Annotated in this window: 15 protein-coding genes; 7 read left to right on the forward strand and 8 right to left on the reverse strand. The window is 62.9% G+C overall.

Annotated elements, in window-relative coordinates; all coding sequences use genetic code 11:
- Positions 1 to 5: 5 nt before the first annotated feature.
- Both QM590_RS02125 and QM590_RS02130 read left to right on the forward strand, forming a co-directional pair.
- Positions 6 to 425 (forward strand): DUF1707 SHOCT-like domain-containing protein, encoded by a 420-nt coding sequence (locus QM590_RS02125; protein WP_269593485.1) that lies wholly within the window; start codon positions 6 to 8, stop codon positions 423 to 425.
- Positions 422 to 1,108: a haloacid dehalogenase type II gene (locus QM590_RS02130; protein ID WP_269593484.1), complete on the forward strand. Its 687-nt coding sequence runs from the start codon at positions 422 to 424 to the stop codon at positions 1,106 to 1,108. Before QM590_RS02125 ends, QM590_RS02130 begins: the two co-directional genes overlap by 4 nt.
- A gap of 6 nt (positions 1,109 to 1,114) precedes the next feature.
- Here the strand turns inward: QM590_RS02130 and QM590_RS02135 are convergent, their stop codons facing one another.
- The 5 genes from QM590_RS02135 to QM590_RS02155 form a co-directional block, all read right to left on the reverse strand.
- Positions 1,115 to 1,693 (reverse strand): P-loop NTPase family protein, encoded by a 579-nt coding sequence (locus tag QM590_RS02135; RefSeq protein ID WP_269593483.1) that lies wholly within the window; start codon positions 1,691 to 1,693, stop codon positions 1,115 to 1,117.
- The gene (locus QM590_RS02140; RefSeq protein WP_269593482.1) at positions 1,684 to 2,154 is read right to left on the reverse strand and encodes a DUF2306 domain-containing protein; all 471 of its coding nucleotides are present in this window, start codon (positions 2,152 to 2,154) and stop codon (positions 1,684 to 1,686) included. The genes QM590_RS02135 and QM590_RS02140 overlap by 10 nt, the downstream gene beginning before the upstream one ends.
- Positions 2,155 to 2,241: 87 nt before the next feature.
- Positions 2,242 to 3,069 carry an ATP-grasp domain-containing protein gene (locus QM590_RS02145; protein ID WP_269593481.1) on the reverse strand — a complete coding sequence of 276 codons (828 nt, stop codon included), beginning with the start codon at positions 3,067 to 3,069 and terminating at the stop codon, positions 2,242 to 2,244.
- A gap of 27 nt (positions 3,070 to 3,096) precedes the next feature.
- The gene (locus QM590_RS02150) at positions 3,097 to 3,738 is read right to left on the reverse strand and encodes a class I SAM-dependent DNA methyltransferase (RefSeq protein WP_269593480.1); all 642 of its coding nucleotides are present in this window, start codon (positions 3,736 to 3,738) and stop codon (positions 3,097 to 3,099) included.
- A gap of 5 nt (positions 3,739 to 3,743) precedes the next feature.
- Positions 3,744 to 4,145: a VOC family protein gene (locus QM590_RS02155; RefSeq protein ID WP_269593479.1), complete on the reverse strand. Its 402-nt coding sequence runs from the start codon at positions 4,143 to 4,145 to the stop codon at positions 3,744 to 3,746.
- Positions 4,146 to 4,313: 168 nt separating this feature from the next.
- Between QM590_RS02155 and QM590_RS02160 the strand changes: the two genes are divergently transcribed.
- The gene (locus tag QM590_RS02160) at positions 4,314 to 4,874 is read left to right on the forward strand and encodes an alpha/beta fold hydrolase (RefSeq protein WP_269593478.1); all 561 of its coding nucleotides are present in this window, start codon (positions 4,314 to 4,316) and stop codon (positions 4,872 to 4,874) included.
- 39 nt (positions 4,875 to 4,913) lie between these two features.
- On the opposite strand, the gene QM590_RS02165 is transcribed toward QM590_RS02160, so the two are convergent.
- Positions 4,914 to 5,450: a nucleotidyltransferase family protein gene (locus QM590_RS02165; protein WP_094686491.1), complete on the reverse strand. Its 537-nt coding sequence runs from the start codon at positions 5,448 to 5,450 to the stop codon at positions 4,914 to 4,916.
- 175 nt (positions 5,451 to 5,625) lie between these two features.
- On the opposite strand from QM590_RS02165, the gene uraD (QM590_RS02170) reads away from it, so the two are divergent.
- Genes uraD (QM590_RS02170) through pucL form a run of 4 tightly spaced genes read left to right on the forward strand, consistent with a single transcriptional unit; the run spans position 5,626 to position 9,289 of the window.
- Complete coding sequence (gene uraD / locus QM590_RS02170; protein WP_094638992.1) at positions 5,626 to 7,530, forward strand: 2-oxo-4-hydroxy-4-carboxy-5-ureidoimidazoline decarboxylase; 1,905 nt, start codon at positions 5,626 to 5,628, stop codon at positions 7,528 to 7,530.
- Between the two features lie 10 nt (positions 7,531 to 7,540).
- Positions 7,541 to 8,044, forward strand: coding sequence for a 2-oxo-4-hydroxy-4-carboxy-5-ureidoimidazoline decarboxylase (uraD, locus tag QM590_RS02175; RefSeq protein ID WP_269593477.1), 504 nt, complete (start codon positions 7,541 to 7,543; stop codon positions 8,042 to 8,044).
- A complete protein-coding gene (uraH, locus tag QM590_RS02180; RefSeq protein ID WP_269593476.1) occupies positions 8,041 to 8,367 on the forward strand; it encodes a hydroxyisourate hydrolase in 327 nt (108 codons plus the stop codon). The genes uraD (QM590_RS02175) and uraH overlap by 4 nt, the downstream gene beginning before the upstream one ends.
- A gap of 1 nt (position 8,368) precedes the next feature.
- On the forward strand, positions 8,369 to 9,289 hold the full coding sequence (gene pucL, locus QM590_RS02185; RefSeq protein ID WP_094638994.1) for a factor-independent urate hydroxylase: 921 nt from the start codon (positions 8,369 to 8,371) through the stop codon (positions 9,287 to 9,289).
- A 10-nt stretch (positions 9,290 to 9,299) separates the two neighbouring features.
- Here pucL and QM590_RS02190 read toward each other — a convergent pair whose 3' ends face one another.
- Both QM590_RS02190 and QM590_RS02195 read right to left on the reverse strand, forming a co-directional pair.
- On the reverse strand, positions 9,300 to 9,932 hold the full coding sequence (locus QM590_RS02190) for a DUF2461 domain-containing protein (protein WP_269593475.1): 633 nt from the start codon (positions 9,930 to 9,932) through the stop codon (positions 9,300 to 9,302).
- Positions 9,933 to 9,941: 9 nt separating this feature from the next.
- On the reverse strand, positions 9,942 to 11,510 hold the full coding sequence (locus tag QM590_RS02195) for a PucR family transcriptional regulator (RefSeq protein ID WP_149405416.1): 1,569 nt from the start codon (positions 11,508 to 11,510) through the stop codon (positions 9,942 to 9,944).
- Between the last annotated feature and the right edge of the window lie 74 nt (positions 11,511 to 11,584).

The raw sequence follows: 11,584 nt of genomic DNA on the forward strand, positions 1-11,584 counted from the left end.
TAGCGATGTCCGAGCTTCCGGAGATCCGAATCGGTACGGCTGATCGGGAGAAGGCCCTCGAGGCGCTGAGTCTCCACTTCAGCGAGGGTCGGCTGACTGTGCCCGAATTCGACGAGCGCAGTGCCGTTGTTGCTTCGGCGACGACGCGTGGGGAGATCGACAAGGTCTTCGTCGATCTCCCCACTGCCTCGACGTCGCACACTCCCGCCCAGCTCGGGAAAGCTCCGGCACCGACCGAGGGCGGTGCCGGAATCGATTGGCGCGCAGTGGTGATGCCCCTGGTCATCTTCGGTTCACTGGCGTTGTTCTTCCTCACCGACTTCGATCAGAAGTGGCTGTTCTTCCTTCTCATCCCACTGGCGGGTGCGCTGCTGTCGGCGGGCGGTCACTCGAAGAGTCCGAAGAAAAAGAAGAAAGATCGTTGAAGGCGCTTCTGTTCGATGTGTTCGGCACGGTGGTCGATTGGCGTACCAGCGTGGCCCGCGAGGTCGAGTCGCTGTGCGGTCCCGACATCGACAGTCATGCGTTCGCCGACCGCTGGCGCAGCCTGTATCAACCGGCGATGGAACAGGTTCGGTCGGGCAACCGCCCGTTCACCCGGCTCGATGTACTTCATCTCGAGTCACTTCGAGTCGTGTTGTCGGAGTTCGATGTTCAGCTCGACGACAGTGATGTCGCATCCTTGAATCACGCGTGGCATCGATTGGATCCGTGGCCGGATTCGGTTTCTGGGCTGACCCGGCTACGCACCGAGTTCATCATAGCCCCGCTCTCCAACGGCAACATCTCACTGCTGCTCGATATGGCCAAGAATGCCGGACTGCCGTGGGACGCAATCCTCGGAGCAGAACCGGTCCGTGCGTACAAGCCGATGCCCGACGCCTATCTACGCACCGCCGACATTCTGGGCCTCGAGCCGAGCGAGTGCATGATGGTCGCCGCACACAACAGTGATCTCGCTGCCGCTGCCGACTGCGGCTTCGCAACGGCATTCGTCGCTCGTCCCCTCGAACATGGGCCGAGTCAGACCACCGACCTCGCCGCGGAATCCGACTGGAATCACAGCGTCGACTCGATCGATTCTCTCGCAACGCAATTGGGCTGCTGACCACTGCTATCGGGTCAGAGGAATCAGCTGGTGCGCAATCCACGCGTCCACGTCCCGGTGCGAACGGAAGCGAACAATCGTCAGCTCCGGGCGGCGCACACTCAGTCGCTGCACTCGCTCGGTAGTCGACCGGTAGGTGTTCCATGCCCATCGAACGATGTGGTCGCGGTCGAAGAAGATGCGGTGAAGTGGGGGTTCGATGTTGCCGTTCCACAGCTCGCGCCTACCGAGCCTGCGGCGTAGCGTCCGAACCATCACCTGCCGCATGACTGTTCGGCGCGGTAGGTCCAGCCACAGAAACAAATCGGCTCGATCGGCGAGACGGTCTCGAACGAAGTTGTACTGCCACTCGGTGACCCACGACGGGCGCGCGATGAACTCCTCCACGTCGGACTCGAACGTCGCACGCGGCGTCCAATTCGGGCCGTGGAACAAGCTGTCGATCTCGATGTGTTCGATTCCCAGAATCGATCCGAGACGGGCAGACAGCGTCGTTTTCCCGGAACCGGACGTCCCAGCGACGACGATCCTCGCGGGGCGACAAATTACCGCATCGTTCGGTCCGAAAATCACGGTCAAGACCATAGCGAATCCTGGAAACCGACAGGTCGTCGACTACGTCGAATGATTGCTACGATCCCGACCATCAGGGGCAACTGCAGAAAAACGATGGCGTTGAGAGCGTCGTTCGGAAGAGGCAGATAGTCGAAGAACTGGGCCGTTCCGGTCACGATCAGTACCAGATAGGACAGTTGCATCGACAGCATGTGCCGTCGCACCCAACCCGGTCGAGTGCGCCCGAACACGGGCTGCGACCAGCCGAACAGCACCAGCGCGGCCGTCAGGATCGACACTGCATGAAACACGCTCCAGCCGTCCCGCAGGTCGGTGATGAAGAACGACGACGCGACCATCACCAGCACGGCGACGCCGTACACCCGCCCCCAGCGCCGGTGACGCGGCGTCCCTTTGTGCGCGAGCAGAATCACGGCACCGAGCAGAACCGACAGCAGCGCGGCCGATATGTGCAGCACTGTGATCGGCATCCGCCACCACCTTTCGCGGCCTCGACGCTACCGAATCGCGAGCACCGATGCTGCGTCCAGCGTGCTGTACCCGACTGATATCGCCCTCTACGGTTGGGCACACAGCGCTACGATCGCCTCCGCCATGTGGTTCACGAACTCTCGACGCGCCGACTCGGTCAGCCGGTCGAGTGAGAGGTACGGGTTCAGGTCTTCGAGCTCGACCAACAGCAGCGTTCCGTCGACGGTGCGGCATGCGTCCACCCGAGTGATTCCGTGGTCGATGTCGTTCCAGTCGACGAATCGTTGCGCGAACTCTCGGTCCTGAGCAGTAGTCGAGTACGGCTCCAGGTCCCAACGTCGGTCGGGGTCAGGAGCGTACAAGGGGTATTGAACTGTGCGGCCGATGAAGTAGAACGACACTTCGTACACGAAATCGATTCGCGGCTGAATCAGGCTGCCCGGCTCTACTTCCGATAATTCGGCGCGCCCGGAATGACGCATGCCGATCGAGTCGGCACCCCATTTCGGCTTCACCACATAGGTATTCACCTCGGGTAAACGCGAGACGTCCCGCGGGTCGTCGACGGTAGGTATGACCGGAAAACCATCTACGTAAAGATCGACCAGGTACTGCTTGCCTCTCTGGTCGCCTTTGCCGGTCAGCTGGGTGAAAACCTTCGTGCCGTTCTCGCGCGCATGGCGAGCAAACATGTCGAAAGCATCCTGGTACCCCAGCACAGGCCCGGAGTTCCGGATGACGACCACATCGAAGCCGTCCATCAGCGCAAGCGCGTCGAGCGGGTGACAGAGCGCAATGTCGAACCACTCGCGGAGCTGCGACGACAGAAAGATGTCTTCGTCGCAGTAGCGTCGGCCCTTCGACAGATACGCCAGGTCGGTGACGAAGAGAACGCGTGGACGGGGTGCATGCATCGGGCAACTCCTACCGGTCTCGAAACATCACGATGTTCGTTCGCGGGCCAACAGAAATGCCTGCGATGTCGACTCGTATCCCATCGGAGCTCGATGCACGCGGACGTCCACCTCGAAGTTCGCCTCGACGAGCATGCCTGCGACCATGTCGGGGTCGAGTCGGTATGCGTCGTACGAGACCGAGTGTCCGTACGCCTGCTCGAGTCGCACCCGCTCGTTGCCTGCTTGAAATGCCAACAGCAGCAGACCTTCCGGCATCAGCACCCGATGCAATTCGGCAAAGATCTTCGACAATTGGTGCGGAGGCGTGTGGATGATCGAGTACCAGGCAACGATCCCCGCCAGAGAGCTGTCACCCGCGTCCAACGCCTCCATCGACCCGACATCGAATCGCAGGTGCGGATGTTCGCGCCGAGCGACCTCGATCATATTGGGCGACAGATCCATCCCCGCTACGTCGAGGCCGAGGCGGTGCAGCTGCTCGGTGATACGGCCGGAACCACACCCCACCTCCAGAACGTGCTCACTCGGCACCCGGGCTGCGAACGTCGCCAACAATCCGTGCTCGAGATGTCGGCCGTCGAGTTCGTCGCGAACAAGTTCGGCGTAGCTCTCGGCAACGGTGTCGTAGGCGGCCCTCGTCATCGAAACATGCTGTTGCTCGGCCACAGTGGCTACGGTACCGGCTCACCCGGTGTCGGCAGGTACGAGTGCGTCAGCATCTCGAAGAAGTGCCCGGTCGGGTCGCGGAAATACACTCCGCGGCCCCCGTGGTCGGTGTTGACGGTGCCGGGTTCGGCCATCCGGGGGTCGGCCCAGTGTTCGACGCCCTGGTCGACCAGCCTGGCGTAGGCCGCGTCGAACAGATCGTCGCTCACCCGAAATGCGTAGTGCTGGAACTGAATATCATCGAAGGGGGGCTCGGCGAATTGAACGAGAGTGCCGTCGGTGAGCTGTACGTTGACGAACGGCCCCCATGACGGGGCCTCGGGTAAAGCGAACAGGGTGCAAAAGAATTCGGCCGATGCGGCACTGTTCTTTGCAACGATGATGGTGTGATCGAACGAAATGGACATGCGCTGCCTCCTGGGCAGTACGACGCCTCCATGCCTGACGCAGTCCGTCATCGACACGCGACGCTGAGGACGATGCTCGCACGGACCCCGAATCCGAGTCAACCGGTGAATTCACGGCCGCGATTCGGTCTTCTTCGGTGACAGCATTGCCGAGGAGAGGAACCCACTATGGTCGGTCGACTTCTGTTCGTTCACGGTGCCGGCGGATTTTTCGACGACGCACCGCTGGCCAACGGACTTGCACAGGCTTTGCACCTCGATCTGTGCATGCCCGAACTGTCCGACACTGCCATGGGTTTCGAGGACTGGGCCGCGCCGGTTCGGCAGCACCTGGACCGGCTCGGATCGGATGATGCGGTCATTGCGCATTCCTTCGGCGCATCGATCCTCGTCAGGGTCTTGGCAGAACATCGCCGGGAGCGACCCCTGAGAGCCACTCTGTTGGCGATGCCGGACTGGACTCCGCATGGGTGGGATGTCACGGACTACGCGTTCACCCCCCAGGAGCCCGAGACCGACCTGACGCTCGTCCACTGCCGGGACGACGACGTGGTTCCCATTTCTCACCTGGCGTCGAACTCGACCGCTCTCCCGTCGGCGAGAGCGATCGAGTTGTCGACCGGTGGCCATCAATTCGACGGCATGATCGAGGCCGTTGCCGCCGAGATCCGCGGATTCGAGCGTCCCCGCGGGGACGCTTCTACTGGCCCCGATCCTCGTCGTCGATGACGAGGCCGACTCGGCCGAACATGCAGACTGGGCGTCCGCTCACCGATAGTCGTGGTCGATTCCCGTTGCCCATTGCGAACATTCGACGGCGATCACGTCGTCTCTTCCCCGCAGGAAGTCGCGTGCACCGAAGTCCCCCGAGGCCGATGCCACGGCTGCGTCGACGTGTCGACGCGCCAGGACGACCGGATGTCCGGGACGGCCGTCGAACACGGCCCTGGCCAGACCGGTTTCCCGCGCTGCGGCGAGTACTGCCTGCACCACCTCGGGTCCGACGTCCGGCGTGTCTACCACGTGCACGACCGCGTAGTCCGCGTCCGACGCTGCGGTCAGACCGGCCTCGAACGACGCGCTCATTCCTTGTTCCCACTGGGGTGCATAAACAGCGATCACACCGTCGGGCACGGGCGCATCCGCCGCGCCCAGCACCACGACCACGCGATCACAGCCGCCGTCGCGCAATGCCTGCACCGCAGTCCTGAGCCACAGCCCGTCGTGGGCGAGCACTTTGGGCGATCCGTATCGCGTTCCGGCACCGGCGGCCAATACCACTCCGACGGCAAGGTCCGACACGATCGTTCCTTTCACTCTCGGGTGGAGTCTTGGATGTTCGCACAACGTCCACGTCGAGTACGTCCCGAAGTTTGTGCTCGCTCGACTAGCGAGGATAGGCGTGATGACTGATTCTTAGTGCACTTCTCCTGCAGCGTCGCAGGAATCCTGCCCTGTTGCTTCCGCGAGGTGCCCACCCATGTCCGTCAAGCCCACCACACGCAAACGTGTCCATCCTGTCGACGAAGTGCTCCCCGTTCCGAAACTTGCTGCTTACGGGTTCCAACATGTCGTCGCGTTCTATGCAGGCGCGGTCTTGGTGCCGATCATCATCGGCAGCGCGATCGGACTGACCAACGAACAGTTGATCCACCTGATCAACGCGGATCTGTTCACCTGCGGCATCGCATCGATCATCCAATCGGTCGGATTCTGGAAGATCGGTGTCCGCCTGCCGCTCCTGCAGGGCGTGACGTTCGCCGGTGTCTCTCCGGTGATCGCGATCGCGATGGCGAACGGCGGCGGCACCGAGGGGTTGCTGTACGTCTACGGCGCCGTCATCGTCGCCGGTCTCGTCACGTTCTTCATGGCTCCTTACTTCAGTAGGCTGCTGCGATTCTTCCCACCGGTGGTCACCGGTACCGTCATCACGATCATCGGTGTGGCGTTGCTGCCGGTGGCGGTCAACGATGCTGTGACCAATCCTGCTACCCACGAACAGGATCCGTCCAACGGACGGTGGATGGCATACGCGATCGGCACCCTGCTGATCATCGTGCTGATCCAACGATTCTTCAAGGGTTTCATGGCCACCATCGCTGTGCTTCTGGGCCTGGTGATCGGTAGCGCCGTGGCGTTCGCTCTGGGAGACATGAACTTCGACGGCACCTCCGAGGCGTCGTGGGTCGGTTTCACGCAGCCCTTCCTGTTCGGTGTGCCCAAATTCAGTGTCGTCGCGATCATTTCGATGATCGTGGTCATGCTCATCATCGCCGTCGAAACCACCGGCAGTGTGTATGCGACGGGTGAGATCGTCGGCAAGCGCATCAAGAAGGACGACATCGCAGCGACTCTGCGCGCCGACGGCGTGGCCACCGTCATCGGCGGTACGTTCAACTCGTTCCCGTACACGGCCTTCTCGGAGAACGTCGGCCTGGTCCGCCTGACCGGCGTGCGCAGCCGTTGGGTGGTGGCCACGGCAGGCGGCATCATGATTCTCCTAGGTCTGCTGCCCAAGACAGCAGCAGTCGTGGCATCCATCCCGCCGCCGGTGCTCGGCGGAGCCGCGCTCGCCCTGTTCGCGACCGTCGCCGTGGTCGGCATCCAGACTCTGTCGAAGGTGGACTTCACCGATCACCGCAACCTGATCATCGTCGCCACCAGCCTCGGTCTCGCGATGCTCGTGACCATTCAGCCGACGGTCTCCGAGGGTGTGCCCGATTGGCTGGAAATGTTGTTCGGCAGTGGCATCGTCCTCGGCGCGGTCTCGGCAATCGTGCTCAACGTCTTGTTCTTCCACATCGGCAATCGCGGGCAGGCCGTCGCCGGTGGTCCGGGTAAGGGCATCACCCTCGACACGGTCAACGAGATGTCCGCCGAGGACTTCGCAGCCACGTTCGGCGGCTTGGTGCAGGGCACTCCGTGGGTGGTCGAACGCGCGTACCAGCAGCGGCCTTTCGCCGATGCGCACGGGTTGCGCGAGGCGTTCCAGGAGGCATTGTTGGCCGGCACCACCGAGGAACAGATCGAACTGATCAACAGCTACCCCGATCTCGGTAGCGAGGACGCCACCGGCACCCTCAACGCAGCGGACCACGTCGGCTTGTCCAACCTGGAGGAGGACGAGCACGACAACATCGTCCAACTCGCCGCCGAATACCGCGAACACTTCGGCTTCCCGCTGGTGATCTGTGCACGGGAGACGGAGCGTTACGATCGAGTTCTGGCCAACGGGTGGTCACGCGTCGAGAACGCACCGTCGGCGGAGCGGTCGTTCGCGATGATCGAGATCGCCAAGATCGCGAACTACCGGTTCGACGACCTTGTGGCCGACGCCAACCCGATCGCGGCCGCGCGGTTCGGTCGCATCAACGACTTCAGATAGCGAGCGAGATGTGCTGCACGAATGGATAGGGCTCGACGGGTTCAATCGGCTCAGTGATCGGCAAGCGATGCATGCACTCTACGAGTGCTGCGCATCGTCGATCTGGGCCCGTCGAGTCGCCCAGGGTCGCCCCTTCGACAGTCGAGATCTGCTGTTGGACAGAGCGGATCGAGTACTTGCCGAACTACCCGAGGCCGAGATCGATCATGCACTCGACGGTCATCCACGCATCGGCGGCAAGGCCGACAACCCGTCCTCGAAACGTGAGCAGGCCGCTGTGACGACGGCGGGTACCGAGGTACGCGAGAAGTTGGCGGCGGGAAACCGTGCGTACGAGGACAAGTTCGGCCATGTGTATCTGGTGTGCGCCACGGGCAGGTCCGCGGAGGACCTGCTCGCTATCCTCGAGGAGAGGCTCGACAACGATGCCGAAACCGAAAGACGGGTGCTCCGCGTGGAACTGGCCAAGATCAACCGAATTCGCCTCGGGCGCATGCTGGGACCAGAGCAGTGACGGGGCTGTCGACCCACATCCTCGACGCCACCTCGGGGACACCTGCGGTGGGGATGCGGGTGCGGTTGTTCCATCCCGAGAAGGGCGAGATCTCCACCGCCACCACCGATGGCGACGGCCGAATCGGTGAGGTGGTGCCGGGGCCGATCGATCCGGGTGTGTATCGCCTCTCGTTCGACACCGGCGATTATTTCGAGGCGACATCGACACCGAGCTTCTATCCCGAGGTGTCGATCTCTTTCACAGTCACCGATCCCGACGCCCACTATCACGTCCCATTGCTGTTGTCCCCCTTTGCTTATTCGACCTATCGCGGGAGCTGACATGACCGACCTGACCGGAAAGATCGTCCTCGGATCCAATCAGTACGGCAAGGCGGAGAACCGCGTGGTGCGGATCTATCGCGACTCTCCCCGGCACGAGATCCACGACATCAACGTGTCGAGCGCCCTGCGCGGCGACTTCTCGCCCGCGCATCTGGTGGGAGATCAGTCCAATGTGCTTCCCACCGACACCCAGAAGCAGACCGCGTACGCGTACGCGAAGACCAAGGGGTTGCTGCATCTGGAGAGCTACGGCCTCGATCTCGCTCGGCACTTCGTCGACGATGTGGAACCCGTCGAAGGGGCCCGCATCGAACTCGAGGAGTACGCCTGGGCTCGCGCGGTGATCGACGGCGTCGAGCACGATCACACGTGGACCCGCAAGGGTGAGGAGATCCGCACGTCGGCGGTGACCGTCGAGGGTAAGGGCGACGCGCAGCAGACGTGGGTGATCAGCGGATTCAAGGAGATGGTGATTCTCAAGTCCACGGGCTCGGAATTCCACGGATTCCTCGAAGACGACCTGACGATTCTCGAACCCACCACCGACCGGGTGATGGCGACATCGCTGACCGCGCAGTGGCGATACACCACCACCGACGTCGAGTGGGACGCCGTGTACGCGGGTGTGAAGGCGGCAATGATCGAGCGGTTCGCCAATCTGCAGTCGCTGGCCCTCCAGCAGACTCTGTACGCCATGGGCGAGGCGGTGCTGGAGAAGTATCCGTTCATCGCAGAGATCACGATGTCTGCACCGAACAAGCATCATTTCGTCTACGACCTGGGCAGGTTCGGCATCGAGAACAATCTCGAGGTGTTCAACGCGGACGATCGGCCGTACGGTCTGATTCAGGCAACCGTCGAGCGCGAGGATGCCCCGGACGCCGGAAGTGCCTGGCGGACATACTCTGTCGTCGGATAGAGCGCTGCGCTCACGTGTGCAGCGCCGCAGTCCACTCCACCAACGGGGTCAGGGCTCGCCAGGCATCGCGCACCTTCGTGGCGGCCTTGGGTGTCTCCAGCCACGCGGGCGAGCCGAAATGCTTGCCCGCGGTGAGTGACTTGTGGCGCAACAGGTCGATGCGCGGGTGTTCCAGCTCGTATCCCCGCGGCTTGGTCTTGAGCTTGTCGCCGCCGATCTCGTATCCGGCCTTGGTCAGCGTCGCCAGAATTCGCTCGAGTTCGGCACCGCGGACATCGTCGTCGACGGTGCGGCGGTAGCGGGCGACACCCTCGGTCGAGGAGTTGTAGAAGCCGCCTGCGACGAACAAGCCGGCGGGGTCGATCTGGACGTAGTAGCCCAGACTGTCCCCACGAGCGACGAATCCACCCTGATGGGTCTTGTACGGCGTCTTGTCCTTCGAAAAACGGACATCGCGGTAGGGGCGAAACACCTTGGCGCTTCCGAATTCCGGTTCGAGGGTCGCGAGCAATGCTGTCATCGGCCCCTTGACCGCGCTGTCGTAGACCTCCTTGTGCTCGCTCCACCAGAGCTTGCTGTTGTCGGCTTCGAGGTCCTCGTAGAAGTCCAGGGCAGCGAAGGGTATTCCGGTGAAGCCAGTCATTCCTCGATCCTATGCGGCCCCGGTGGCCGACGAACGAGGGATGGATTGAAGCGCGAGGTAGACATCGAGCCGGTCCGAGGTGGAATTCAGATCCCGGCCCAGCAACTCCTCCACTCGCTTGATTCGGTACCGCACGGTGTTGAGGTGGACGTGCAACGACTCGGCCGTCCGGTTCCACGATCCACCGGTCGCCAGGAACTCGCGGAGGGTGTCGGTCAGGCCGGCATCGGTGCGCCGGTCGTAGTCGAGCAGTGGAGCGAGAACGTGTTCGACGAACGACCGACGCACGTCGTCCGGCAGAGCCGAGAGCATCGACACCGCCGAGGTCAGTTGCGCACCCGCGGTGACGGTCACCGGGCTCGACCCTTGTCTGCTGACTTCGAGTGCGTGCCGGGCCGATCGCAGCGCGCCGTCGATGGTGATGCCGGTCGCCTCGGAGCTGACGCCCACGAGCAGACGGCTGTGCCCGATGCCGGAACCCAAGCGAGTCAATCGAGTTCGCAGTGTCTGTGTGAAATCAGGATCGTCGGTGTTCACGACAGCGACGATGTCGCCGTGCGTGCTGCACCCGACGCATCCTCCACCGAAGGAGGTGAGTGTGTCGCTGAGAACCGTACGCAGCATCTCGCGCAGGTCGATCCGTCCGCTGTGAACGACCCTGACGACGACCAGCGAGCGGTCCGGGTCGACGCCTGCCTGACGCAGCCGCGTCAGGGCTTCGGGTCTGGTGCTGTCGGCCTCGATCAACGCCACTGCCTGGTCGGCGATTTCGCGTCGGACCAGTCGTCCCTCCTCGCGTCGAGCACGATCGAGCGCGGCGATGGCCGCGAGCTGGCCGAACGCATCGGCAATGGCGGGTGGGAACGTCGCCATGTCTCCCGCCACCGCGAGGAACCATCGTGTGGTCCGTTGCGCGAGCGCAGGCCCGACACCGAAGATGCTGTACACACCTCCGTCACTGAGAGTTGTTGTCGTGGGCAGTCTTTCGGAGGACAGCGCAGCGTGCGTCAGAGTATCGACGTCGGCATCGGAGAACGCCGAGACCTCGGCCACCAGCCGGCGTCCGGTCGCCGTGAAGATCAGACACGCCATCCCGGTTTCCCTGGATGTGTGCAGGGCCAACTCGTCGAGCGCTCTGCCGTCTGCGATCGCGGTGAGCAGCTGGCGTTGCCGAACGAGCGAGCTGTTCAGCGAGGCTATGCGATCTCCGGTGACACGGCCGACGAGAAACTCCGTCACCTCGCCGAACGAGACGGTCTCGGGTACCGCGAGCAGGGGTAGTCCGTGCCGCTCGCATGCGTCGATCAGGTCGGGTGGAACGTGGCCGAGCAAGCCTTCACCGGCGGCCAGTGCCGAAGCCCCCGATTCGGCGACGGCCCTGACGAACATCTCACTGTCCGCGGGCGTTCGATGCCATACGAGACCGGTGATGACCAGCTCGCCACCCGCGATGTAGCGCGACGGATCGGGCAGATCGGTCGTGTAGGTCCATCGGAGCGTGCGGCCGAGGGCGTCGGTATCGGAGGTGAGCAATCGAATGCCGAGCTGCGTGGCGTCGAGCAAGTCCTTGACCTGCACTGCTGTTCCTCCCCCCGGCCCTCGCTGAGCGTGCTCGAAACAGCTGAGCTCGTAGGAAAAACAGTATGTGTGGG

Source organism: Rhodococcus sp. IEGM 1372 (genome assembly GCF_030056835.1).
Lineage (GTDB): Bacteria > Actinomycetota > Actinomycetes > Mycobacteriales > Mycobacteriaceae > Rhodococcoides.